We start from the raw sequence: 23,824 nt of genomic DNA, 5'->3' as shown, positions 1-23,824 counted from the left end.
CCGGGCCGGCTTCCCTGCCCTGCGCGCCCGGCCATCCCGCCCCGCGCAACCGCCTTCCCGCCCCGGCCATGCCGCCCCGCGTACCCCCGCCTTCCCGCCCTGCGTGCCCCGGCCACCCTGCCCTGCGCGCGACCGCCTTCCCGCCCTGCGCGCCCCGGCCTCCCCGCCCCGCGCACCCCCGCCTCCCCGCCCCGCGCGCCCCCGCCTCCCCCCGACGTACGCTGGGCGCAGACCGTATACGAGATCCGGAGCACCTTTTCGTGAGCGACACCTCCCGTCGGCCCCGTCCCGCCGGCAAGCCCTACCGGCGGCCCAAGAAGGACCCCGTCCGCATCCTCGCCTTCGACGCGCTGCGCGCCGTGGACGAGCGGGACGCGTACGCCAACCTCGTGCTGCCGCCGCTGCTGCGGAAGGCCCGCGAGAAGGAGGGGCCCGAGAAGTTCGACGGACGGGACGCGGCCCTGGCCACCGAGCTGGTGTACGGGACGCTGCGCCGGCAGGGGACGTACGACGCGATCATCGCGAGCTGCGTGGACCGGCCGTTGAGGGAGGTCGACCCGCCCGTCCTGGACGTGCTGAGCCTCGGTGCGCACCAGCTGCTCGGCACGCGCATCCCGACCCACGCGGCGGTGTCCGCCACCGTGGAGCTGGCCCGGGTGGTGCTGGGCGACGGACGGGCCAAGTTCGTCAACGCCGTGCTGCGCAAGATCGCGCAGGACGACCTGGAGGGCTGGCTCGCCAAGGTCGCGCCGTCGTACGACGAGGACCCCGAGGACCATCTCTCCGTCGTGCACTCCCACCCGCGCTGGGTCGTCTCCGCGCTGTGGGACTCGCTGGGCGGCGGGCGCGAGGGCATCGAGCGGCTGCTGGCCGCCGACAACGAGCGGCCGGAGGTCACCCTGGTCGCCCGGCCCGGCCGGGCCACGACCGAGGAACTGCTCGGCGAGGAGGCGGCGGTGCCGGGGCGCTGGTCGCCGTACGCCGTGCGGCTCACCGAGGGCGGCGAACCCGGTGCCATCGAGGCCGTGCGGGAGGGCAGGGCCGGCGTCCAGGACGAAGGCAGCCAGCTGGTCGCGCTGGCGCTGGCCGGCGCGCCGCTGGACGGCCCCGACGAGAAGTGGCTCGACGGCTGTGCCGGCCCCGGCGGCAAGGCGGCGCTGCTCGGCGCCCTCGCCGCCGAGCGCGGAGCCACGCTGCTCGCGAGCGAGAAGCAGCCGCACCGGGCGGGGCTGGTCGCCAAGGCCCTGGCCGGCAACCCCGGCCCCTACCAGGTGATCGCCGCCGACGGCACCCGTCCGCCGTGGCGGCCCGGCACCTTCGACCGGGTGCTGATGGACGTCCCCTGCACCGGCCTGGGCGCCCTGCGCCGCCGTCCCGAGGCCCGCTGGCGCCGTCGTCCCGAGGACCTGGAGGGCTTCGGGCCGCTGCAGCGCGCCCTGCTGCGCACCGCGCTGGAGTCGGTGCGGGTCGGCGGCATCGTCGGCTACGCCACCTGCTCGCCCCACCTCGCCGAGACCCGGGCCGTGGTCGCCGACGTGCTCAAGCAGTTCCCCGACACCGAACTGGTCGACGCCCGCCCGCTGCTGCCCGGCGTACCGGACCTCGGCGAGGGCCCCGACGTACAGCTGTGGCCCCATCTGCACGGCACGGACGCGATGTATCTGGCCCTGATCCGCCGGACGGCGTCATAGCGGAGGAACGGCAAGGACGACGCCGCAGGGGCGCGGGGAACTGCGCGAGCAACCACAAACCGACCCGCACCCGCCCAGCCACCGCCGCCCCCGGTACCCCCACCGCTCAAGCCCGGCGCAGCGCATAGGCTTGGTGCATGGCCGCGCAGATCAACCCCAGCATCCTGTCCGCCGACTTCGCCCGCCTCGCGGACGAGGCCAAGGCGGTCGAGGGAGCCGACTGGCTCCACGTCGACGTCATGGACAACCACTTCGTCCCGAACCTCACGCTCGGCGTGCCGGTCGTGGAGTCGCTCGCCCGTGCGACGGACACCCCGCTGGACTGCCATCTGATGATCGAGGCCCCCGACCGCTGGGCGCCCCAGTACGTCGAGGCGGGTGCCTCCTCCGTCACCTTCCACGTCGAGGCGGCCGCCGCCCCGGTGCGGCTCGCCCGCGAGATCCGGGCCAAGGGCGCGCGCGCCTCCATGGCGCTGAAGCCGGCGACGCCCATCGAGCCGTACGAGGACCTGCTGCCCGAACTGGACATGCTGCTGATCATGACGGTCGAGCCGGGCTTCGGCGGCCAGGCGTTCCTCGACATCATGCTGCCGAAGATCCGCCGCACCCGGGAGCTGATCAGCAAGCACGGGCTGCAGCTGTGGCTCCAGGTCGACGGCGGGGTCTCGGCGTCCACCATCGAGCAGTGCGCCGACGCCGGCGCCGATGTCTTCGTGGCCGGATCGGCCGTCTACAACGCCGAGGACCCGGCCGAAGCGGTCCGCGCGCTGCGCGCCCAGGCGGACTCGGCGACCGCCAAGGCGTCGTGGGCGTGCGACCACTGAGCGTCAGGAACATGAACGGCGCCCATCGGGGCGGATCGAACGCGCCACATCTGCAAGGATGAACGGCGAATCCAGAGTGTGAACAGCAGTGAGGAGATCGCCGTGTCGGGTATGTCGGCGGGCCGGTCAGCCATGCGGATGGGACCCGCTGAGCTGGTGCAGGCGGCGGCCATGGCCCGCCGCTTCTACCTCGAGGGCAAATCCAAGATCCAGATCGCGGAGGAGTTCGGCGTCAGCCGCTTCAAGGTGGCCCGGGTCCTGGAGACCGCCCTCGAACGGGATCTCGTGCGTATCGAGATCCGCGTCCCTGCCGAGCTGGACGCCGAGCGCTCCGACGCGCTGCGCGCCCGCTACGGCCTGAGGCACGCCGTCGTGGTCGAGTCCCCTCCCGAGTCGGAGGAGACGCCCGACCCCGAGAACCTCGGTGAGGTCGCCGCCGATCTGCTCGGCGAGCTGGTGAACGAGGGGGACGTGCTGGGGCTGGCCTGGGGCCGGTCCACCATCCACATGGCGGCGGCGCTCGACCGGCTGCCGCCCTGCACGGTGGTGCAGCTGACGGGCGTGTACGACGCCGGGACCGCCGAGCGCGGTTCGGTGGAGGCCGTGCGGCGCGCCGCGCAGGTCTCCGGCGGCGACGCGCACCCCATCTACGCGCCGATGCTGCTGCCGGACGTGGCCACCGCGCAGGCGCTGCGGCACCAGACCGGTATCGCGCGGGCGTTCGAGTACTTCGACAAGGTCACCGTCGCCTGTGTGTCCATCGGCTCCTGGGAGCCGGGCATCTCCACGGTGCACGACATGCTCAGCGACGAGGAGCGGGCGCACTACGCCTCGCTCGGGGTCGCCGCCGAGATGTCCGCGCACCTCTTCGACGCGCAGGGCCGCCGGGTGGGCCGGGACCTGGGGGAGCGGTGCATCACGGTCAAGGCCGACCAGCTCCGCCGTATCCCCGAGGTCGTCGCGATCGCGGGCGGGCAGCGCAAGGCGGCCGCGATCGACGCCGTACTGCGCTCGGGGCTGGTCACCTCGCTGGTGACGGACACCTCGGCCGCGGACTACCTGATGACCGCCGGTCCGACGCCGAAGCCCGCGCTGAACCGGGCCGACCCGGACGGAGCCTGACAGCGGGTGCCCCAGGGGCGGTCGTGGCAGCATCGGCGACATGCTGCTGCGGTCCGTCCCCAGGGTGCTCGCCTGTCTCGTCCTGGTCCTGCTCGCGGCGTGCGCCGGGAGCGCCGAGCAGCCGGCCCCCTCCTGGGCCGACGGCATGGCCACCGTCCGCGTCTCCGACCTGCCCGCCGAGGCCCGCGAGACGCTGGCGCTCATCGACCGGGGCGGGCCGTTCCCGTACGAGCGCGACGGCACCGTCTTCGGGAACTTCGAGGGGCTCCTGCCGGACCGCGAGCGCGGGTACTACCGCGAGTACACCGTGCGCACGCCGGGCGAGCGCGACCGCGGCGCCCGGCGGCTGGTCACCGGCCGGGGCGGCGAGGTCTACTACACCGACGATCATTACGACAGCTTCCGGGCGGTGCTGAGATGACGAAGGACGTCGTCACCCTCGACCTCGACGGGGTCACCGACAAGGCCGGTCTGATGGACCGCTGCGCCCGGGACCTGCGCCTGCCGGACTGGTTCGGCCGCAACTGGGACGCCCTCGCCGACTGCCTGTCCGATCCGGGGGTGTGGCCCCAGGAGGCCGGCGTGCTCCTCCTCGTGGAGAACTGGCGGCCCTACGCCGAGGCGCGGCCGCGGGAGTGGGAGACCGCCCTCGACGTCTTCTCGCACGCCTCCGTGCCCACCGTGGCCCTCGCCCTCGGAGGATCCTCCTAACGCACCCTGCGTAGCCTGGATGAACCGACCGTGCACGGCATTCCGGCCGACATGGGACAATGAAGTACGTGCTCTTCGCCCCCCTGGCTGTCCTGTCCGGGGGCCACCTCTGATCGACTGGGATGTGCAGCACGTGCGTTTCCTCAATGACATCCAGCCCTCGTACGACCTGACGTACGACGACGTCTTCATGGTGCCGAGCCGCAGCGCGGTCGGTTCCCGGCAGGGTGTGGACCTCAGCTCGCCGGACGGCACGGGCACCACGATCCCGCTCGTCGTGGCCAACATGACCGCGATCGCCGGCCGCCGCATGGCCGAGACCGTGGCCCGGCGCGGCGGCCTCGTGGTCATTCCGCAGGACATCCCGATCGAGGTCGTCACCGAGGTCGTCTCCTGGGTCAAGAGCCGCCACCTGGTGCTGGACACGCCGATCGTGCTGGCCCCCCACCAGACCGTCGCCGACGCGCTGTCCCTGCTGCCCAAGCGGGCGCACAACGCCGGTGTCGTCGTCGACGAGAACCAGCGGCCCATCGGTGTCGTCACCGACGCCGACCTCTCCGGCGTCGACCGCTTCACCCAGCTCGAAGTCGTCATGTCCAAGGACCTGCTCCTGCTGGACGCCGACATCGACCCGCGCGAGGCGTTCAACACCCTCGACCACCACAACCGCCGCTACGCCCCGGCCGTCGACCAGGACGGCAAGCTGGCCGGCATCCTGACCCGCAAGGGCGCGCTGCGGGCCACCCTGTACACCCCGGCCGTGGACGCGAACGGCAGGCTGCGCATCGCCGCCGCCGTCGGCATCAACGGCGATGTGGCCGGCAAGGCCAAGCAGCTGCTGGACGCGGGCGTCGACACGCTCGTCATCGACACCGCGCACGGCCACCAGGAGTCGATGATCAACGCGATCAAGGTGGTGCGGGCGCTCGACCCGCAGGTGCCGATCGTCGCGGGCAACATCGTCTCCGCCGAGGGCGTCAAGGATCTGATCGACGCGGGCGCGGACATCATCAAGGTCGGTGTCGGTCCCGGCGCCATGTGCACCACCCGCATGATGACCGGCGTGGGCCGGCCGCAGTTCTCCGCGGTGCTGGAGTGCGCCGCCGAGGCGAAGAAGTACGGCAAGCACGTCTGGGCCGACGGCGGTGTCCGGCACCCGCGTGACGTGGCGATGGCGCTGGCCGCCGGCGCGTCCAACGTGATGGTCGGCTCCTGGTTCGCCGGCACCTACGAGTCGCCCGGCGACCTCCAGCACGACGCCAACGGCCGTGCCTACAAGGAGTCGTTCGGCATGGCCTCCGCGCGTGCCGTGCGCAACCGCACCTCCGAGGAGTCCGCCTACGACCGCGCCCGCAAGGCGCTGTTCGAGGAGGGCATCTCCACCTCCCGGATGTTCCTCGACCCGGCCCGCCCGGGTGTCGAGGACCTGATCGACTCGATCATCGCGGGTGTCCGCTCCTCCTGCACCTACGCCGGTGCGGGCTCCCTGGAGGAGTTCGCCGAGAAGGCCATCGTCGGCATCCAGAGCGCCGCCGGCTACGCCGAGGGCAAGCCGCTGCACGCCAGCTGGAGCTGACGGCTGCGACGCCTTTTCCGACGGCCCCCGCCACCTCGGCGGGGGCCGTCGTCGTATGTCCGGGGAAATGCCTGGTCACGCGCCTGGGAGCGGCCCCGCGCAACACTCGAAAGCCCTCCCGCAACAAATGTCCACCCCCTGGCCATGAACGCAACGATCTTGCGGGCATACGCAAGGTTGCTGCATTACGGCAGCAATGCCCGGGATCGTAGGCTCCTGCGCTGTACGAGGCGTGGCGGGGTTTCCGCTCGGTGTGCGGACCCTGCGGGACGGGGTGCCGCCACATCCCCGTCCCCCCCTGATCGGCAGGATTAAGGAGCCGCGCGTGCTCGACCAAGGCGCACCCCCGCACCACCGCAGTGAGACCACCCCCGTGTCCTCGGGGCTCGGCGCCCGTCTGATGCGCAGGAAGCCCGTCGAACTCCTGGTCGCCGACAGTGACCAGGGTGAGGGCGGCAGCCTGCGCCGCTCGCTCGGGCTGTGGCAGCTCACCATGATCAGCATCGGTGCCACGCTCGGCACCGGTATCTTCGTCGTCCTCGGCGACGCCGTCCCCGAGGCCGGCCCGGCCGTCACCCTGGCCTTCGTCATCGCCGGTCTGACGGCCCTCTTCTCCGCGCTGTCCTACGCCGAGCTGGCGGGCTCCATCCCGGCCGCCGGTTCCTCGTACTCGTACGCATACGCAACGATGGGCGAACTCGTCGCCTGGGTCTGCGGCTGGTGCCTGGTCCTGGAGTACGGCGTGTCGGTGGCCGCCGTCGCCGTCGGCTGGGGCGAGTACCTCAACGAGCTGCTCGACGGCACCATCGGCGTCACCATCCCCACCGCGCTGTCCTCGGCGCCCGGTGAGGGCGGCATCATCAACCTGCCCGGCCTGCTGGTCGTGCTGCTGGCGATGGTGTTCCTGCTCGGCGGTGCGCGCGAGTCCGCCCGCGCCAACACCATCATGGTCATGGTGAAGATCGCCGCGCTGGTGCTGTTCTGCGCGGTCGGCGTCACGGGCTTCCGGTCCGGCAACTACGCCGACTTCATGCCGCTCGGCATCGCCGGTGTCACCGCCGCCAGCGGCACGCTGTTCTTCTCCTACATCGGCTTCGACGCGGCCTCCACGGCGGGCGCCGAGGCGAAGAACCCGAAGAAGGACCTGCCGCGGGCGATCATGCTGTCGCTGCTCATCGTCACCGCGCTGTACGTGCTCGTCGCGGTGGTCGCGGTGGGCGCCTGGGAGTGGACGAAGTTCGAGGGCTCCGACGCCTCGCTCGCCGCGATCATGAACGACGTCAGCGGTCAGACGTTCTGGGGCACGATGCTCGCCCTGGGCGCCGTGATCTCCATCGCCAGCGTGGTGCTGACCGTGCTCTACGGCCAGACCCGCATCCTCTTCGCGATGGCCCGCGACGGCCTGGTGCCCAAGGCGCTCGGCAAGGTGGACACCAAGACCGGCACCCCGCGCGTCAACACCGTGGTCGTGTCCCTGTTCTGCGGTGTCCTCGCCGCCATGATCCCGCTGGGCAAGCTCGTCGACGCCACCAGCATCGGCACGCTGTTCGCCTTCGCCCTGGTCAACGTCGCGGTGATCGTGCTGCGCTACAAGCGGCCCGAGCTGGAGCGCTCCTTCAAGGTGCCGTTCGGTCCCCTGCTGCCGGTGCTGGGCTTCGGGTTCTGCCTGTGGAACCTCTCCGGCCTCGACACCGTCACCTGGGTGGTCTTCGGTTTCTGGATGGCCGCCGGTCTCGTGTTCTACTTCAGTTACGGCCTTCGCCGTTCCCGTCTCGCGACGCCTGAGGCGTCTGAAGCCGAAGTGAAGTGAACCACCCGCAGTGCTGAACGATCTCGACGAACGCATCGTGCACGCCCTCGCCGAGGACGCCCGCCGCTCCTACGCGGACATCGGGCAGCTCGTCGGCCTGTCCGCGCCCGCCGTCAAACGGCGCGTGGACCGGCTGCGCGCCACCGGCGCCATCACCGGGTTCACCGTCCGGGTGGACCCGGCGGCGCTTGGCTGGGAGACCGAGGGGTTCGTCGAGATCTACTGCCGCCGCAACACCTCGCCGGAGACCATCCAGCGGGGTCTGGAGCGGTACCAGGAGGTCGTGGCCGCGTCCACCGTCACCGGGGACGCGGACGCGGTCGCCCAGGTCTTCGCCTCCGACATGCGGCACTTCGAGCGGGTCCTGGAGCGGATCGCGGGGGAGCCGTTCGTGGAGCGCACCAAGTCGGTGCTGGTGCTGTCGCCGCTGCTGCGGAGGTTTTCTTCGGGGTCGCCGACGTAGGGGGTGCTTCTGCCGTCCGGCGGCTGCGGGCGGTAAGTGGTCGGTCGCGCAGTTCCCCGCGCCCCTTGGCTGCGTCCACCGGACGTACCTCAAGGGCGCGGGGAACTGCGCGACCAGCCACGAACCACCCGCAGCCGCCGATGCACCTCGACCGCCCCCTCGACGGGCGCAACGAATCGCCGTGCACCCCGCATCCGACGCAACAAACCGTGCACTGGCGCGCAACGGCCGCGCCTTGTCCGCCCCGGTCGGGCGCCCGTACCTTCTAGATGGCCCCCGCACTCATCCGCGGAGGCGCCCCCAGACCCGCCCGTCCCGGTGAGGAACCCGTATGCGTACCGCCCTGCTCCAGAGCTCCGGCCGCCCCGGCTCGACCGTCGAGAACCTGAAGGTGCTCGACGAGGCCGCGGGCCGGGCCGCCGCCGCGGGTGCCGGGCTGCTGGCCGCGCCGGAGATGTTCCTGACCGGGTACGCGATCGGCGACGACATCGCGCGGCTCGCCGAGTCCGCGGACGGTGAGGCCGCCGACGCGATCGCCGAGCTGGCGGCCCGGCACGGCCTGGCGATCGCCTACGGCTACCCGGAGCGCGACGGCGAGACCGTCTACAACTCCGCCCAGCTGATCTCCGCCGACGGCACCCGTCTGGCCAACTACCGCAAGACCCACCTGTTCGGCTGCTTCGAGCGCGACCACTTCACACCGGGCGACACCCCGGTCGTGCAGGCCGAGCTGAACGGCCTCACCGTCGGCCTGATGATCTGCTACGACGTGGAGTTCCCGGAGAACGTCCGCGCCCACGCCCTGGCCGGCACCGACCTGCTGCTGGTGCCGACCGCGCAGATGCACCCCTTCCAGTTCGTCGCCGAGTCGCTGGTGCCGGTGCGGGCCTTCGAGAACCAGATGTACGTGGCGTACGTCAACCGCGTCGGCGCCGAGGGCGAGTTCGAGTTCGTCGGGCTCTCCACCCTCGCCGGCCCCGACGGCATCGCCCGCACCCGCGCCGGCCGGCAGGAGCAGCTCGTCCTCGCCGACGTCGACCCCGCCTTCCTCGCCGCCTCCCGCGAGAACAACCCGTATCTGAAGGACCGGCGCCCCGGCCTGTACGGGTCCCTCGTCTGAGCGCTCGCCGAGAACCTCTCCCAGTTCGTCCCCGCAAGGAGTCCGTACCCCATGACGTCCACCGTGCCCAACGCCGTCGAGCACGCCGACGAGCAGCAGCCGCCGATCACCATGTTCGGCCCGGACTTCCCGTACGCGTACGACGACTTCCTGGCCCACCCGGCGGGCCTGGGCCAGATACCGGCGACCGAGCACGGCACCGAGGTCGCGATCATCGGCGGCGGCCTGTCCGGCATCGTCGCCGCCTACGAGCTGATGAAGATGGGCATGAAGCCCGTCGTCTACGAGGCCGACCAGATCGGCGGCCGGCTGCGCACCGTCGGCTTCGACGGCCCGAACACCGAGGGTCTGACCGCGGAGATGGGCGCGATGCGCTTCCCGCCGTCCTCCACCGCCCTCCAGCACTACATCGACCTGGTCGGCCTGGAGACCAGGCCCTTCCCGAACCCGCTCGCCGAGGCCACCCCGTCGACCGTCGTCGACCTCAAGGGCGAGACGCACTACGCCGAGACCATCGACGACCTGCCGCAGGTCTACCGCGATGTCGCCGCGGCGTGGAACAAGTGCCTGGAGGAGGGCGCCGACTTCTCCGACATGAACCGCGCGATGCGCGAGCGGGACGTGCCGCGCATCCGGGAGATCTGGTCCAAGCTCGTCGAGAAGCTGGACAACCAGACCTTCTACGGCTTCCTGTGCGAGTCCGAGGCGTTCAAGTCCTTCCGGCACCGCGAGATCTTCGGCCAGGTCGGCTTCGGCACCGGCGGCTGGGACACCGACTTCCCGAACTCCATCCTGGAGATCCTGCGCGTCGTCTACACCGAGGCCGACGACCACCACCGCGGCATCGTCGGCGGCTCCCAGCAGCTGCCGCTGCGCCTGTGGGAGCGCGAGCCGGAGAAGATCGTCCACTGGGCGTACGGCACCTCGCTCGCCAAGCTGCACGAGGGCGGGCAGCCCAAGCCGGCCGTGACGCGGCTGCACCGCACCGCGGGCAACCAGATCACGGTCACCGACGCCAACGGCGACATCCGCACCTACAAGGCGGCGATCTTCACCGCCCAGTCCTGGATGCTGCTGTCCAAGATCGCCTGCGACGACGCGCTGTTCCCGATCGACCACTGGACGGCCATCGAGCGCACCCACTACATGGAGTCGTCGAAGCTGTTCGTCCCGGTCGACCGGCCGTTCTGGCTGGACAAGGACGAGGAGACCGGCCGGGACGTCATGTCGATGACGCTGACCGACCGCATGACCCGCGGCACCTACCTGCTCGACGACGGTCCGGACAAGCCGGCCGTGATCTGCCTGTCGTACACCTGGTGCGACGACAGCCTGAAGTGGCTGCCGCTGTCCGCGAACGAGCGGATGGAGGTCATGCTGAAGTCGCTCGGCGAGATCTACCCGAAGGTCGACATCCGCAAGCACATCATCGGCAACCCGGTCACGGTCTCCTGGGAGAACGAGCCCTACTTCATGGGCGCGTTCAAGGCCAACCTGCCGGGCCACTACCGCTACCAGCGCCGCCTGTACACGCACTTCATGCAGGACCGGCTGCCCGAGGACAAGCGCGGCATCTTCCTCGCCGGCGACGACATCTCCTGGACGGCCGGCTGGGCCGAGGGCGCGATCCAGACCGCGCTCAACGCGGTCTGGGGCGTCATGCACCACTTCGGCGGCACCACCGACGCCGCCAACCCCGGCCCGGGCGACGTCTTCGACGAGATCGCCCCGGTGGAACTGCCCGAGGACTGACCGGGCCCCTGATCGAGGCGCGGCCGGCCGGAAGCCCCCGAGTCCGGCCGGCCGCGCCTTTTCCAACGTTTCCGGATCCATGCCGGGACGGCCGGTCAGAACTGCCGGTGCCGGGCGGTGCGCCGGCCCGGCGCCCCCGCGACCACGGTCGTCCGAGTCAGGGCACAGCGCGCGCCCGGACCGTCAGCCGGGCAGGGGTGTGAGCAGCATGCGTCCCGCGAAGCCGACGGCCGCGTCCAGGCGGTCGACGAACTCCTCGGCGACGTCCGGGAGCCGGCGCAGCGCCCACAGGGCACGGGCCGCCGCCCAGGTGGCGTCGCGGGCCCGCTCCAGGCTCCAGGAGCCGAGGAGATGGGTGAGCGGGTCGGCGATCTGGAGCAGGTCGGGGCCGGGCATCAGGTCCTCGCGGATGCGTTCCTCCAGCGTCACCAGGAGGTCGCCCACGCGGTCGAACTCGTCCTCCAGTTCGCCCGGTTCGCAGTCCAGGCTGCGGCACGCGTCCACGACGGCCAGCGCGAGATCGTGTCCGATGTGCGCGTTGATCCCGGCGAGCGCGAACTGCAGCGGCCGTACGCCGGGATGGCGGCGGAACTGGAACAGCGGCCGCCAGCAGGCGGGGGGACGGCCGTCCGAGGCGGCCGCGTCCACGGCGGACAGATAGCGCTCCGCGAACCGCACGTCCAGCGTGATCGCGGCCCTCGGATCCGGGAACCGGCCCGCTGCCAGCTGCCGGTCGACCGCCTCGGTCACGGCCAGATAGACACGGTTGAAGACGGCGACCCCGTCCCGCGCGGGAAGGGCCGCGTCCAGCGCGCGCATCCGGGAGACGACCTCGTCGACGGGTGTGGTGAAGTGTTCCAACTGCGCCATGGGGGCAGGGTCCCAGCCCCGGGCCGACGGGAGTGCCGGCGGGCCCGAGGCTTCCCCAGAACGGGGGAACGGCGCTACGGCTTCGCGCCCCGCGCCGCGTCGTCGGCGTCCGCCTCCGTGTCGTACGACGACGTGCCCTCGTCCAGCAGCGGCTCCTGCGTCTTCAGATGGGCCGGGGCGAAGGCGCGCAGCGCGTGGTAGCCGGTGATGACGACGATCGTGCCGAGGGCGATGCCGCTGAGCGAGAAGGTGTCGGTGAACTCCATGGTGACGTTGCCGACGCCGATGATGATGCCCGCGGCGGCCGGGACCAGGTTGAGAGGGTTGCGCAGGTCCACCTTGGCGTTGATCCAGATCTGGGCGCCGAGCAGGCCGATCATGCCGTAGAGGATGACGGTGATGCCGCCGAGGACACCGCCCGGGATCGCGGCGACGACCGCGCCGAACTTGGGGCAGAGGCCGAACAGGAGGGCGAAGCCGGCGGCGGCCCAGTAGGCGGCGGTGGAGTAGACGCGGGTCGCGGCCATCACGCCGATGTTCTCGGAGTACGTGGTGTTGGGCGGGCCGCCGACCGCGGTGGACAGCATCGAGGCGACGCCGTCGGCGGAGATCGCGGTGCCCAGCCTGTCGTCGAGCTTGTCGCCGGTCATCTCGCCGACCGCCTTGACGTGCCCGGCGTTCTCGGCGACCAGCGCGATGACGACGGGCAGCGCGACCAGGATCGCCGACCACTGGAAGGTGGGGCCGTGCAGGTCGGGCAGGCCGATCCAGTCGGCCTTGCCGACGGCGGAGAAGTCCAGGCGCCAGTGGTCGGTGACCTTGCCGCTGCCGTCCGCCGAGTGGATCTTGCCGAAGATCCGGTCGAACGCCCAGGAGATGCCGTATCCGAAGACCAGACCCAGGAAGATCGCGACCCGGGACCAGAAGCCGCGCAGGCAGACGACCGCGAGACCGGTGAACAGCATCACCAGCAGGGCCGTCCACTGGTCCTGCGGCCAGTAGGTGGCGGCCGTGACCGGGGCCAGGTTGAAGCCGATCAGCATCACGACCGCGCCGGTGACGATCGGCGGCATGGCCGCGTGGATGATCCGCGCGCCGAACCGCTGGACCGCGAGACCGACCAGGAAGAGCGCGACGCCGACGACGAACACCGCGCCGGTGACGGTGGCGCTCGTACCGCCCTGGGCGCGGATCACCGCGGCCACGCCGACGAAGGACAGGGAGCAGCCGAGGTAGCTGGGCACCTTGCCGCGGGTGGCGAGCAGGAAGACGATCGTCGCCACGCCCGACATCATGATCGCCAGATTGGGGTCCAGGCCCATCAGGACCGGCGCCACGAACGACGCCCCGAACATCGCCACCACGTGCTGGGCGCCGAGCCCGACCGTGCGCGGCCAGGACAGCCGCTCGTCGGGCCGGACCACCGCGCCGGGGGCCGGGGTGCGTCCGTCGCCGTGCAGTTTCCAGCGGACGCCGAGATCCATGAGGGGTTTCGCTTTCGTCGTACGGGTGGCTGACCGCCGACCATTGTCCCTGCCCGCGGGGCATGCTGAGCGCCCGCTTAGGATGGGGGCCGTTCCAGCTTGGTTGAATCGTCCACCACAGGAGACCCCTCGTGACCGCCGAAGCCCCGACCGCGCCCGCCCTGTCGTACGGCCGGCTCGTCCCCGTCACCGTGCACTTCGACGATCTCGACGCGCTCGGCCTGCTGCACAACGCCCGCTATCCGCTGATGGTCGAGCGGGCCTGGGCCGCGCTGTGGCAGGACCACGGCTTCCACTACGCCGGTGACTGGGCGGCGGCCGGCGACGCCTGCAACGCCGTCAAGGAGCTGCGGATCGCCTACGAGGCGCCGGTCACCCGGCCCGGCGAGTACGCCGTCCACCTGTGGCTGGACCGGCTCGGCACCACCGGCCTGACCTACGGCTTCCGCTTCTGCTCGGCCGACGGGGCGACGACCTACGCCCACGGCAGCCGGGTGCTGGTGCGGCTGGACGCGGACACGCTGCGCCCGGCGCCGTGGAGCGAGGAGTTCAGGGCCGCCGGTCGGGCACTGCTGCGTCCGACGGACGGCTGACCTTCGGCCGGTCCCGGTCACCGGCCCGCAGCACGCCCGCGAACGCCAGCAGGCCGCCGGCCAGCAGGGTCACCAGACCGAAGGACACCACCAGGCTGGTCGCCTGGGCGATCCCGCCGATCGCGCTCGGGGCGATCAGCCCCGAGGTGTACGTGATCGTCGCGACGCCCGCGATGGCCTGGCTGGGGTTGGGGCCGCTGCGGCCGGCCGCGGCGAAGCACAGCGGCACGACCACCGCGATGCCGAGGCCCATCAGCGCGAACCCGGTCATCGCCATCGCCGGGTGCGGCGCGGCCACGATCAGCACTCCGCCGAGCACCGCAAGGACACCGCTCGCCCGGACCGTGCGCACCGAGCCGAAGCGGTCCACCACCTTGTCGCCCGCGATCCGGGCCACGGCCATGGTGAGCGTGAAGCCGGTGGTGCACGCCGCGGCCAGTCCCGCGGACGCCTCCAGCTCGTCGCGCAGATAGACCGCCGACCAGTCCAGGCTGGCGCCCTCGGCGAACACCGCGCAGAACCCGATCGCGCCGATCAGCAGCGCCGACTTCGGCGGCAGCGCGAACCTCGGCGGCGGCTCCTCGTCCTCGGCCGGCTGGAGGTCCAGCACCCAGGCGCAGGCGGCCACACCCAGCACGGTCAGCACCGCGGCGGCCAGTACGTGGTGCAGGCGGGCGTCGGCGCCGAGATGCGCGGCGAGGGTGCCGCCTGCCGAGCCGATCAGGGCACCCGCGCTCCACATGCCGTGCAGCCCGGACATGATCGAGCGGCCCAGACGGTTCTCGACGTCGACGCCGAGCGCGTTCATCGCCACGTCCGACATGCCGGCCGTGGCGCCGTAGACGAACAGCGCCAGGCACAGGGCGAGTAGGTTCGGGGCGAGCGCGGGCAGCACGAGCGACAGGGTCCACAGGGCGATCAGCCCGCGCAGCGCGTTGCGGGCACCGAAGGTGTGGCTGATCCGGCCCGCCAGGGGCATCGCGAGCGACGCGCCGAGCGCGGGGAAGGCGAGCGCGAGGCCCAGCTGCCCGGCGCTCACCCCCGCGTGGTCCTGGATCCAGGGCACGCGCGTGGCGAACGACCCGGTCACCGCGCCGTGCACGGCGAACACGGCGGCCACGGCGTACCGGGCGCGCCGCACATCGCGCAGCTCGTAGGACACTGCCTCCATTTTCCTGCCCCTCCCGGACCGGTGCCCCGCCTGTTGGATGTGTCCGTAAACTATCAGGAACCCTGCCTGATAGATAGCGGATAAGATGCGCCCATGCCCGCATCACCGAGCACCGCCCGGGCCCTGAACGACCGGCTCGCCCTGCGACTGCTGCAGGAAGAAGGCCCGCTGACGGCGGCTCAGCTCAAGCAGCTGACCGGTCTGTCCCGGCCGACGGTCGCCGACCTCGTCGACCGGCTGACCGCCGCCGGGCTCATCGAGGTGGTCGGTGAGGCGGGGGAGCAGCGCCGGGGGCCCAACGCCAAGCTCTACGGCATCGTCGCCGAGCGCGCCCATCTCGCGGCCCTCGACGTACGGATGGAGAGCGTCGCCGTGGTCGTCTCCGACCTGCTGGGCCGGGTGCTCGCGCAGGCGTCCACGCCGGTCGGCGGGGAGGGCGGCACCGGAGCGGCGGTGGAGCGGGCGGTCGGGCTGGTCGAGCGCGCGGCCGGGGAGGCGGGGGCGCGGGGGGCGCCCTCGGGAGAGCCGGGCGCGGGGTGGGGGGCTGTTGAGGCGCGGGGGACGGCCGAAGCGCGGGGCACGGTCGAAGCGCGGCGGGCGGTCGAAGCGTGGGGAAAGCTGCACACCGTCGGCATCGGCGCGCCCGGTCTGATCGACCCCGCGACCGGCGACCTCCGTGACTCCAGCGGGCTGCCCGCCTGGCACCGGCGTCTGGTGGCCGCCCTCCAGGAACGGCTGCCCGAGGCCCGCGTCACCGTCGAGAACGAGACCAACCTCGCCGCCCTGGCCGAGCAGCGCGAGGGCGCCGCCCGTGACCGCGACACCTTCGTCCTCCTCTGGCTCGGCCACGGCACCGGCGCCGCCGTCGTCCTCGACGGCGCACTGCGCCGCGGTGCCTCGGGCGGCACCGGTGAGATCGGATTCCTCCCGGTCCCGGGCACCGCCACCCTGCCCTCCGCCACCGACTGCGAGGGCGGGTTCCACTCCCTCGCCGGTGCGGCGGCGATCGAGCGGCTGGCGGGGGAGTACGGCCTGACGGCGCGTGCCGAGGGGGCGGAGCCGGTGGCGGCGGCGCTGGTGCGCGGAGCGGTGGCGGACGGCGCCGGGGAGCGGGCCCTCTTCCTGGACGCCCTCGCCGACCGGCTGGCCGTCGGTGTCGCCTCCGTCGCCGCCGTGCTCGACCCCGGATGCGTGGTCCTCGGCGGGGAGGTCGGGCAGGCCGGGGGCGAGCTGCTGGCGGGGCTGGTGGAGGAGCGGGTCCGGCGGATGTCGCCGCTGGCCACCGAGGTCCGGGCGAGCGCGCTCGGCGGGGGTGCCGTGCTGCGCGGCGCCCTGCTCACCGCCCGGGACCGCGCCCAGGACGAGCTGTTCGCACCGCCGGAGCGGTGAGCGCGGCTCAGGCCGCCCCGAACCGCCGCTCCAGATACTCCTCGAACGTGCCCTTGCCCACGGCCAGTCCCGGCGTGAGATGACCGCCCGCGCGAAAGGCGCGGTACGTGGCGCCGGCCAGCGGCACGTTCACCAGCGCCCGGCGCCGGCCGGCCGCCGCCAGATACGCGCGGGCCAGCGAGGCGAAGGACCGCACCTCGGGTCCGCCCATGTCCTCCACGCGCCCCGCGGGCGCGGCCAGGGCCAGCTCCACCAGCCGGTCGGCGACCTCACCGACCTCGACCGGCTGGTCGGCCACCCCGGCGGGCAGTGGCATCAGCGGAGACCTGGCCAGCACCTCGAACAACTGGACCAGCAGATCGTGGAACTGCGTCGTCCGCAGGGTCGTCCAGCCGAGCCCCGACTCCTCCACCAGCCGCTCGACGGCGAGCTTGGTCCGGTAGTAGCCGAACGGCACCCGGTCCACGCCCACGATGGAGATGTAGACCAGATGGCCGACCCCCGCCCGCCGCGCCGCCGCGATCAGGTTCGCCGCCGCCCGCTCGTCGCCGCCGCGCGGCATCGTGGCGCAGTGCACCACGGTGTCCACGCCCTCCACCGCCGCGCCGAGCCCGCCGCCCCCCTCGCGCAGGTCCACGGCATACGGCTGGGCGTGCCTGCTGAGCACCCGTACCTCGTGCCCGTCCGCCCGCAGCCGCTCGGTGACGTGCCGGCCGAGGGTTCCGGTCCCGCCGGTCACCAGGATCGTGGTCATGCTCTTCAGCCCCTTCGAACGCCGGGCGGTCCCGGAGCGGAACGCCCTTCGACAGCAGGACCGCACAGCCCCCTGGGAATGTGACAACCTCGCCCGACGCGCTCAGGCGCGGGCCAGCTGACGCCGTACGAAGGCCAGCTTCTCCGGGTTCATCACGTTCTGCACCCCGCTGATCAGCCCGTCCCGCACCTCGAACGCGGCCACCGCGATCAGCTCGTCGCCGGCCCACGCCACCAGCGACGGGGCACCGTTGATCTCGGCCGTCGCGACGGTGACGCCGACCAGATAGCGCTCGGTGACACCGAGCAGCAGCCGGGCGACCTTGTCGCGCCCCTCGACCGGGCGGCGGGCCGAGGAGACCTTGCCGCCGCCGTCGCTGTACCAGGTGACGTCGGCGGCCAGCAGCTTCTCCAGGCCGGCCAGATCGCCGTCGCGGGCGGCGCCGAGGAAGGAGGCGACCAGCTGCTCCCGCCGCTCGGGCTCCGGATCGAACCGGTGCTCGTCGGCGGCCACCCGCCGCACCGCCCGCCGGTACAGCTGGCGGCAGTTCGCCTCGGTGAGGTCGAGCACCTCCGCGATCTCCCGGTGCCCGTACCCGAACGCCTCGCGCAGCACGTACACGGCCCGCTCGGTCGGCGTCAGCCGCTCCAGGAGCACCAGCACGGCCAGGGACACGGCCTCGCGCTGCTCGGCGGACTCCAGGGGGCCGAGGGTGCCGTCGGAGGTGAGCACCGGCTCGGGCAGCCAGGTGCCGACGTAGCTCTCCCGGCGGGCCCGTGCGGAGGTCAGCCGGGTGAGGCAGAGGTTGGTGACGACCTTGGCGAGCCAGGCCCCCGGCTGCTCGATCTCCGCCCGGTCGGCGCCGCTGAAGCGCAGCCAGGCGTCCTGGACGGCGTCCTCCGCCTCGTCGGCGGAGCCGAGCAGGCGGTAGGCGAGGCCGAACAGCCGGGGACGGTGCGTCTGGAACTCGTCGGCGAGCGCGGCGGCAGTCGTCATGTCCTCACCCTGCCAGAAGGCCCGACCGCGGCGGCGCCTGGGAGGTCCCGCGGCGGCGCCTGGGAGGCCCGGCGGCGGGCAAGGGCCTTCGTCACCGCCGCCGGGCCGGTCCGTTCGGGGTCAGCAGGCACCCAGGTCCTGCCAGACCCCCCATTCGCCGGTGGTGCCGGGCTCCTCGCCCTTCGTCCACCACTTGGCCTTCCACGAGTGCCCCTTGTGGGACACGGTATTGCCCCCGGTGTACGCCGTGGCCGCGTCCCAGGCCGGGGCCGTGCACGCCCCACCGGTCGGCGTCGGGGTCGGGGTCGGCGTGGGCGTGGGCGTCGGAGTCGGCGTGGGCGTCGGGGTCGGCGTGGTCGTCCCCGGCTCCACCAGCGTCGTGCCCCGCGCCAGATTCCCGGCCAGCGAGTACGTCGTGCCGGCGATGGTCACCGTCCAGTTCCACGGCGTGGACACCGGCAGGTAGTAGTTGAAGGACAGCTCCACCGACGCGCCCGGCGCCAGCGACTGCCAGCTCGGCAGCTTCAGCGAGACGCGGTGGAAGTCGCCCTTCAGCCCGCCGACGTTGGAGCCGGTGTGGTCGCTGCTGATCACCTTGGTGCCGAAGCCCGACTGGTCGGAGGCGTTGCCCGGCGCCGCGGTGGAGTAGTCGAACTGGAACTCCGTGCCGCCCGGCAGGGTCGCCTTGGTGTGGTTGGTGATCCTCACCTTGGGCGTGATCGGGTAGTTGGAGTCGCCCAGCTTGAAGTCGCCGAACTCCACGCCGATGTTCACGGCCTTGTCCGGCAGCGCCTTGTTGGAGACCTTCGCGCCGTACGGGGACGCCGACCTGAACTTGTCGTACATCAGCGAGGTGAGCGTGGAGCCGGGCTCGTACTGACCCTTGGCCGCGTTCCAGGCGTAGTCGCCCGCCAGCTCCCACACCATCGTGCCGCCGATGCCGCGGTCCACGACGTAGTCGGCCTTCGCGGCCACCGACTGTTCGTCCTCGGTGGACAGGAACACCTTCTTCTCGGCGTTCCACAGCCAGGGCGCGACCAGCGTGGAGTCGTACCTGCGGGCGTAGGTGCCGGTGAGCTTGGTGCCGGCCGGGAAGCCGTACCGGGTGAGGTAGTCGCCGACGACGCCCTTCTCCAGGTTCTTGGCGTGCCACATCGGGTTCGAACCGGCCGGGGACTCCTGCCCGTTGGTGTCCTTGTCGTGCCACAGGTTGTCGATGCCGACCGCGCCGTCACCGCACTTGGTCAGACCGGAGCCCGCCGGACAGCTGGTCGCGGCGGCCTTGCCCCACAGACCGTCCGTGCCGCCCTGGACGTTCTTGAAGCCGCGCGTGTAGTAGGGCAGACCGATGTTGATGCGGCCGGCCGGCATTGAGCCGCGGAAGTAGTGGTACGCCCAGTCGGTGTTGAGGTAGCCGATGCCGCCGTACTGCTGGCTGCCGTAGACGCCCGCCGCGGCGAGTTCCGCGTCCTTGCCGTCGTCGAAGAGGGAGGCGTTCGGGCCGACGTACTCGTTCCAGGCGCCGTGCAGGTCGTAGGACATGATGTTGACGTAGTCCAGGTACTTCTGGACCTGGAAGGTCTCCATGCCGCGCAGCAGATAGCCGGAGGAGGGCGCGGCCACCGTGAGGAGGTAGTGCCGGCCGTCGGCGGCGCCCGCGCGGTCGAGCTTCTCGCGCAGCGTCTTCATCAGGGCCGCGTAGCCCTTGACCAGGCCGGCGCGGCGGGCGTTGGAGATCGACCAGTCGAGCGGGTTGCCCGCGTCCTTCATGGTCGTCGGGTACTCGTAGTCGATGTCGACGCCGTTGAAGCCGTACTTGCGCAGGAAGGCGACGGCCGAGTCCGCGAAGGTGTCGATGCCCGCCTGGTTCACCGAGCCGTCGGCGTTGGTGGCCATCGAGTAGAAGCCGCCGGAGTTCACGCGGGTGCCGTCGTCGGCGAAGTAGCCGCCGGTCTCCGCCCAACCGCCCACCGAGATCAGCGTCTTGACGTCCGGATGCTGCTTCTTGAACTTGTTCAGCAGGTTGAAGTGGCCCTTGTAGGGGTACGCCGGGTCCATCTCGGCGCCCGCCACGCCCGGCCAGGTCATCCCGGTCGCCGCGTTGTTCGCGCCGTCCGCTCCCACCGAGATCCTGTGGGAGCTGTCGATGTGCGCGAAGGCGTAGTTGATGTGGGTGATCTTGTTCCACGGGATGTCCGAGGCGAGGTAGGCGGGGGTGCCGTCCTTGCCGGTGCGCCAGCCGGTGAAGTAGCCGATCACCCGGCGCTGGTGGTCGGCGCCCATCTTCTCGCGCCCGTCGGCGTCGTAGACGGAACAGTAGGGGACGTCGACGCCGGGCGTCCGGTACAGCCCGTCGGGGCGGCAGGACTCCTGGTCGGCGGCGTGCGAGACGGCCGGGAGTCCGGCCAGCAGCAGACCGGCGACGGCACCGGCCGCGGCGGCCAGCGCGGGTCTGGCTCTCAGGCGTGAGGGGGAAGGCAAAGTCGGCTCCTCTCCACGGAAGTTGGGCAGACCCTAGGGAGGACTAGACCAATGCGTCAATAGGTATGGACCAATCCCGCGGCGATGTGCGCATGACCGTGACTCGTCATGCACATGTGAGCCACCCCACAGGAATCACCCGCATGGACGACTGTCGGCCGTGGCAGACTGGCCATGTACCAGTAGCAGCGCACTCCGGGGTCGGTGAAAGTCCGAACCGGCGGTTACAGTCCGCGACCCGGTCGCCTCCAGCGACCGGTTGACCAGGTGAAATTCCTGGACCGACGGTTAAAGTCCGGATGGGAGGCAGTGCGCGGCGGGCGAGCACATCCATCCGTGCGCGCCGCCGTACCGGTTCGTCCTTCGGGCGAACCCTGTCCGGCGTCGCCCCCGGTGTCCTCGCTCGTACTCTCTGTCGTCATCGACAGCCCCGGAGTCCGTGCCCGAAGAGGCAGGAGGACCGGGAAGTGTTCACCGGAATCGTCGAAGAGCTGGGCGAGGTCACCGCCGTCGAGACCCTCGACGACGCCTGTCGCTTCCGGCTGCGCGGACCCGTCGTCACCGAGGGCGCGAAGCACGGCGACTCCATCGCCGTCAACGGCGTCTGCCTCACGGTCGTCGACCACGAGGGCGACGAGTTCACCGCCGACGTGATGGCCGAGACCCTCAAGCGCTCCAGCCTGGGCGCCCTCACCACCGGCTCCCGCGTCAACCTCGAACGGCCCACCGCCGTCGGCGCCCGCCTCGGCGGCCACATCGTGCAGGGCCACGTCGACGGCACCGGCACGGTCCTCGAGCGCACCCCCTCCGAGCACTGGGAGATCGTGAAGATCTCCCTCCCCGCGGACCTCGCCCGCTATGTCGTCGAGAAGGGCTCGATCACGGTCGACGGCATCAGCCTCACCGTCGTCGAGGCCGGCCCCGACTTCTTCACCGTCAGCCTCATCCCGACCACCCTCGCCCTGACCACGCTCGGCATCAAGCAGCCCGGCGACCCGGTCAACCTCGAGGTCGACGTCATCGCCAAGTACGTCGAGCGCCTGCTCACCACCGGTCGGGGGGAACCGAAGTGAACTGGCTGAACTCCGAGGCGTTCGTCCTGTTCGACCAGCACATCATCTGGTCGGACATGGTCGGCAACATCTGCGGCCTGATCGCCCTCACCCTCGGCTGGCGCCGCTCGGTGTGGACCTGGCCCGTGCAGTTCCTCGCCGGCCTGATCCTCTTCGGTGCCTTCTACGGCCACCTCACCGGCAGCGCCGGCAAGCAGGTCGTCGTGATGCTGGTCGCGCTGTACGGCTGGTGGCAGTGGAACCGCGGCAAGGACCGCGCCGAGGACGGCCATATCTCCGTACGCTTCGCCACCTGGCCCGAGCGCGCCGCCATGGCCGCCGCGGCCGCCGCCGGCACCGTCGCGGTGGCGCTGCTCTTCAAGGCATACCCGAGCCTCTCCTGGGACCCCTGGCCCGACGCGTACATCTTCGTCGGCACCGTCGTCGCCATGTACGCCCAGGCCCGCGGCATGGTCGAGTTCTGGTTCGCCTGGCTGCTCGTCGACCTCGTCGGCGTCCCCCTGAACTTCGCCAACGGCTACGCCTTCTCCGGCTTCGTCTACGTCATCTACGGCGCGCTCGTCCTGTGGGGCATGCGCGACTGGTGGCTGCGCTCCCGCAGGAGCACGCGGCCCGCCCTGGAAGGAGCGCCCGCATGAGCACCGCATCGATCCTCTACGGCACCGACGACGTCGAGCACTTCGCGCTCGACCCGATCGAGCAGGCCATCGCCGACATCGCCGCCGGCCGCCCGGTGGTCGTCGTCGACGACGAGGACCGCGAGAACGAGGGCGACCTCGTCATCGCCGCCGAGCACGCGACCCCCGAGATCGTCGCCTTCATGATGAGCGAGTGCCGGGGCCTGATCTGCGCCCCCATGGAGGGCGACGAACTCGACCGGCTCCGGCTCCCGCAGATGGTCGCCGACAACACGGAGTCCATGAAGACGGCGTTCACCGTCTCCGTCGACGCCTCCGGTGCCCACGGCGTGACCACCGGCATCTCCGCCGCCGACCGCGCCACCACCCTCCAGCTCCTGGCGAGCGGCACCGCGCGGGCCGACGACTTCGTCCGCCCCGGCCACATCTTCCCGCTGCGCGCCAAGGACGGCGGCGTGCTCACCCGCAACGGCCACACCGAGGCCGCCGTCGACCTCGCCCGCCTCGCGGGCCTGCGCCCGGCCGGCGCCATCGTGGAGATCGCCGGCGAGGACGGCCGCATGCTGCGCCTGCCCGAGCTGATCCCCTTCGCCCGCAAGCACGGCCTGACGATCATCTCCATCGAGGACCTGATCGCCTACCGCCGCTCCAGCGAGCCGACCGTCCGCCGCGAGGCCGAGACCCAGCTGCCCACCGCCCACGGCACCTTCACGGCGTACGGCTACCGCTCCACCGTCGACGGGGTCGAGCATGTCGCCCTGGTCCACGGAGACCTCGGCGACGGCGAGAACGTCCTGGTCCGGGTGCACTCCGAGTGCCTCACCGGCGATGTCTTCGGCTCCCTGCGCTGCGACTGCGGCCCCCAGCTGGAGGCGTCCCTGGAGCGCATCCGGACCGAGGGCCGCGGGGTCGTCGTCTATCTGCGCGGGCACGAGGGCCGCGGCATCGGACTGCTGTCCAAGCTGCGCGCCTACGAGCTCCAGGAGCGCGGCCGCGACACCCTGGACGCCAACCTGGAACTGGGTCTGCCCGCCGACGCCCGCGACTACGGGGCGGGCGCCCAGATGCTGAAGGACCTCGGCGTCCGCAGCGTCCGGCTGCTGACCAACAACCCCGACAAGACCGGCGCGCTCGTCCGCCACGGCATCGCCGTCACCGAGCGCGAGCCGATGCCCGTCACCGCGGGCGAGCACAACCTCCGCTACCTGCGCACCAAGCGGGACCGGATGGGCCACGACCTGCCCTGGCTGGAGACGGCTCCCGTCACCACCACCTGCGGCAACCAGTAAGAGACCCCGAGGAGACG

Annotated in this window: 21 protein-coding genes and 1 riboswitch; of the genes, 15 read left to right on the top strand and 6 right to left on the bottom strand. The window is 71.8% G+C overall.

The window, feature by feature from the left end; translation table 11 throughout:
• Positions 1-260 precede the first annotated feature (260 nt).
• The 10 genes from ACSU6M_RS05720 to ACSU6M_RS05675 all read left to right on the top strand — a co-directional run bounded on the left by ACSU6M_RS05720 (position 261) and on the right by ACSU6M_RS05675 (position 11,069).
• Positions 261-1,691, top strand: a complete 1,431-nt coding sequence (locus ACSU6M_RS05720) for an RsmB/NOP family class I SAM-dependent RNA methyltransferase (RefSeq protein ID WP_437067610.1) — start codon at positions 261-263, stop codon at positions 1,689-1,691.
• Positions 1,692-1,828: 137 nt separating this feature from the next.
• Complete coding sequence (gene rpe / locus ACSU6M_RS05715) at positions 1,829-2,515, top strand: ribulose-phosphate 3-epimerase (RefSeq protein ID WP_437067608.1); 687 nt, start codon at positions 1,829-1,831, stop codon at positions 2,513-2,515.
• Between the two features lie 78 nt (positions 2,516-2,593).
• Positions 2,594-3,637, top strand: a complete 1,044-nt coding sequence (locus tag ACSU6M_RS05710) for a sugar-binding transcriptional regulator (RefSeq protein ID WP_437067606.1) — start codon at positions 2,594-2,596, stop codon at positions 3,635-3,637.
• Positions 3,638-3,677: 40 nt separating this feature from the next.
• Complete coding sequence (locus tag ACSU6M_RS05705; protein ID WP_437067604.1) at positions 3,678-4,058, top strand: ribonuclease domain-containing protein; 381 nt, start codon at positions 3,678-3,680, stop codon at positions 4,056-4,058.
• A complete protein-coding gene (locus ACSU6M_RS05700; protein WP_437067602.1) occupies positions 4,055-4,348 on the top strand; it encodes a barstar family protein in 294 nt (97 codons plus the stop codon). Before ACSU6M_RS05705 ends, ACSU6M_RS05700 begins: the two co-directional genes overlap by 4 nt.
• Positions 4,349-4,481: 133 nt before the next feature.
• The gene (locus ACSU6M_RS05695) at positions 4,482-5,924 is read left to right on the top strand and encodes a GuaB1 family IMP dehydrogenase-related protein (protein ID WP_437067601.1); all 1,443 of its coding nucleotides are present in this window, start codon (positions 4,482-4,484) and stop codon (positions 5,922-5,924) included.
• A 325-nt stretch (positions 5,925-6,249) separates the two neighbouring features.
• On the top strand, positions 6,250-7,734 hold the full coding sequence (locus tag ACSU6M_RS05690; protein ID WP_437067599.1) for an amino acid permease: 1,485 nt from the start codon (positions 6,250-6,252) through the stop codon (positions 7,732-7,734).
• 10 nt (positions 7,735-7,744) lie between these two features.
• On the top strand, positions 7,745-8,197 hold the full coding sequence (locus ACSU6M_RS05685) for an Lrp/AsnC family transcriptional regulator (protein ID WP_093551890.1): 453 nt from the start codon (positions 7,745-7,747) through the stop codon (positions 8,195-8,197).
• 331 nt (positions 8,198-8,528) lie between these two features.
• Entirely contained in the window at positions 8,529-9,317 is a 789-nt protein-coding gene (locus ACSU6M_RS05680; RefSeq protein WP_437067598.1) for a carbon-nitrogen hydrolase family protein, read from the top strand.
• A 51-nt stretch (positions 9,318-9,368) separates the two neighbouring features.
• The gene (locus tag ACSU6M_RS05675; protein ID WP_437067596.1) at positions 9,369-11,069 is read left to right on the top strand and encodes a flavin monoamine oxidase family protein; all 1,701 of its coding nucleotides are present in this window, start codon (positions 9,369-9,371) and stop codon (positions 11,067-11,069) included.
• Positions 11,070-11,252: 183 nt separating this feature from the next.
• Here ACSU6M_RS05675 and ACSU6M_RS05670 read toward each other — a convergent pair whose 3' ends face one another.
• Complete coding sequence (locus ACSU6M_RS05670) at positions 11,253-11,939, bottom strand: DUF5995 family protein (protein WP_437067594.1); 687 nt, start codon at positions 11,937-11,939, stop codon at positions 11,253-11,255.
• 74 nt (positions 11,940-12,013) lie between these two features.
• Positions 12,014-13,423, bottom strand: coding sequence for a uracil-xanthine permease family protein (locus ACSU6M_RS05665; RefSeq protein ID WP_437067593.1), 1,410 nt, complete (start codon positions 13,421-13,423; stop codon positions 12,014-12,016).
• Positions 13,424-13,554: 131 nt separating this feature from the next.
• Here ACSU6M_RS05665 and ACSU6M_RS05660 point away from each other — a divergent pair, with 131 nt between their 5' ends.
• Complete coding sequence (locus ACSU6M_RS05660) at positions 13,555-14,016, top strand: acyl-CoA thioesterase (RefSeq protein ID WP_437067591.1); 462 nt, start codon at positions 13,555-13,557, stop codon at positions 14,014-14,016.
• Here the strand turns inward: ACSU6M_RS05660 and ACSU6M_RS05655 are convergent.
• Positions 13,973-15,187 carry an MFS transporter gene (locus tag ACSU6M_RS05655; RefSeq protein ID WP_437067590.1) on the bottom strand — a complete coding sequence of 405 codons (1,215 nt, stop codon included), beginning with the start codon at positions 15,185-15,187 and terminating at the stop codon, positions 13,973-13,975. The genes ACSU6M_RS05660 and ACSU6M_RS05655 overlap by 44 nt on opposite strands.
• A gap of 93 nt (positions 15,188-15,280) precedes the next feature.
• Between ACSU6M_RS05655 and ACSU6M_RS05650 the strand changes: the two genes are divergently transcribed.
• On the top strand, positions 15,281-16,576 hold the full coding sequence (locus ACSU6M_RS05650) for an ROK family transcriptional regulator (protein ID WP_437067588.1): 1,296 nt from the start codon (positions 15,281-15,283) through the stop codon (positions 16,574-16,576).
• Between the two features lie 7 nt (positions 16,577-16,583).
• On the opposite strand, the gene ACSU6M_RS05645 is transcribed toward ACSU6M_RS05650, so the two are convergent.
• The 3 genes from ACSU6M_RS05645 to ACSU6M_RS05635 form a co-directional block, all read right to left on the bottom strand.
• On the bottom strand, positions 16,584-17,330 hold the full coding sequence (locus ACSU6M_RS05645; RefSeq protein WP_437067587.1) for an SDR family oxidoreductase: 747 nt from the start codon (positions 17,328-17,330) through the stop codon (positions 16,584-16,586).
• A 102-nt stretch (positions 17,331-17,432) separates the two neighbouring features.
• Positions 17,433-18,326 carry an RNA polymerase sigma-70 factor gene (locus tag ACSU6M_RS05640; RefSeq protein WP_437067585.1) on the bottom strand — a complete coding sequence of 298 codons (894 nt, stop codon included), beginning with the start codon at positions 18,324-18,326 and terminating at the stop codon, positions 17,433-17,435.
• Between the two features lie 120 nt (positions 18,327-18,446).
• The gene (locus ACSU6M_RS05635) at positions 18,447-20,807 is read right to left on the bottom strand and encodes a chitinase C-terminal domain-containing protein (RefSeq protein WP_437067583.1); all 2,361 of its coding nucleotides are present in this window, start codon (positions 20,805-20,807) and stop codon (positions 18,447-18,449) included.
• Between the two features lie 186 nt (positions 20,808-20,993).
• A riboswitch (FMN riboswitch) is annotated at positions 20,994-21,124 on the top strand.
• Positions 21,125-21,274: 150 nt separating this feature from the next.
• On the opposite strand from ACSU6M_RS05635, the gene ACSU6M_RS05630 reads away from it, so the two are divergent.
• From ACSU6M_RS05630 to ACSU6M_RS05620, 3 genes are read left to right on the top strand one after another with little or no spacing between them, the layout of a single operon-like run.
• Positions 21,275-21,880 (top strand): riboflavin synthase, encoded by a 606-nt coding sequence (locus tag ACSU6M_RS05630; protein WP_437067582.1) that lies wholly within the window; start codon positions 21,275-21,277, stop codon positions 21,878-21,880.
• Entirely contained in the window at positions 21,877-22,518 is a 642-nt protein-coding gene (locus ACSU6M_RS05625; RefSeq protein WP_437067580.1) for a nicotinamide mononucleotide transporter family protein, read from the top strand. The genes ACSU6M_RS05630 and ACSU6M_RS05625 overlap by 4 nt, the downstream gene beginning before the upstream one ends.
• Positions 22,515-23,807 (top strand): bifunctional 3,4-dihydroxy-2-butanone-4-phosphate synthase/GTP cyclohydrolase II, encoded by a 1,293-nt coding sequence (locus ACSU6M_RS05620; RefSeq protein ID WP_437067579.1) that lies wholly within the window; start codon positions 22,515-22,517, stop codon positions 23,805-23,807. The genes ACSU6M_RS05625 and ACSU6M_RS05620 overlap by 4 nt, the downstream gene beginning before the upstream one ends.
• Positions 23,808-23,824: the final 17 nt, after the last annotated feature.

The sequence above is a fragment of the Streptomyces sp. enrichment culture genome, assembly GCF_964272895.1.
Taxonomy (GTDB): Bacteria; Actinomycetota; Actinomycetes; order Streptomycetales; family Streptomycetaceae; genus Streptomyces.
Note: the sequence above shows the minus strand (reverse complement) of the source record. Positions and strands in the feature narration are given on the sequence as shown.

Bases quoted from the DNA above. Each gene is read 5' to 3' on its own strand.
- rpe (WP_437067608.1), top strand. From the start codon at position 1,829: ATGGCCGCGCAGATCAACCCCAGCATCCTGTCCGCCGACTTCGCCCGC.
- ACSU6M_RS05705 (WP_437067604.1), top strand. From the start codon at position 3,678: ATGCTGCTGCGGTCCGTCCCCAGGGTGCTCGCCTGTCTCGTCCTGGTC.
- ACSU6M_RS05700 (WP_437067602.1), top strand. From the start codon at position 4,055: ATGACGAAGGACGTCGTCACCCTCGACCTCGACGGGGTCACCGACAAG.
- ACSU6M_RS05680 (WP_437067598.1), top strand. From the start codon at position 8,529: ATGCGTACCGCCCTGCTCCAGAGCTCCGGCCGCCCCGGCTCGACCGTC.
- ACSU6M_RS05675 (WP_437067596.1), top strand. From the start codon at position 9,369: ATGACGTCCACCGTGCCCAACGCCGTCGAGCACGCCGACGAGCAGCAG.
- ACSU6M_RS05670 (WP_437067594.1), bottom strand. From the start codon at position 11,939: ATGGCGCAGTTGGAACACTTCACCACACCCGTCGACGAGGTCGTCTCC.
- ACSU6M_RS05665 (WP_437067593.1), bottom strand. From the start codon at position 13,423: ATGGATCTCGGCGTCCGCTGGAAACTGCACGGCGACGGACGCACCCCG.
- ACSU6M_RS05655 (WP_437067590.1), bottom strand. From the start codon at position 15,187: ATGGAGGCAGTGTCCTACGAGCTGCGCGATGTGCGGCGCGCCCGGTAC.
- ACSU6M_RS05650 (WP_437067588.1), top strand. From the start codon at position 15,281: ATGCCCGCATCACCGAGCACCGCCCGGGCCCTGAACGACCGGCTCGCC.
- ACSU6M_RS05645 (WP_437067587.1), bottom strand. From the start codon at position 17,330: ATGACCACGATCCTGGTGACCGGCGGGACCGGAACCCTCGGCCGGCAC.
- ACSU6M_RS05640 (WP_437067585.1), bottom strand. From the start codon at position 18,326: ATGACGACTGCCGCCGCGCTCGCCGACGAGTTCCAGACGCACCGTCCC.
- ACSU6M_RS05620 (WP_437067579.1), top strand. From the start codon at position 22,515: ATGAGCACCGCATCGATCCTCTACGGCACCGACGACGTCGAGCACTTC.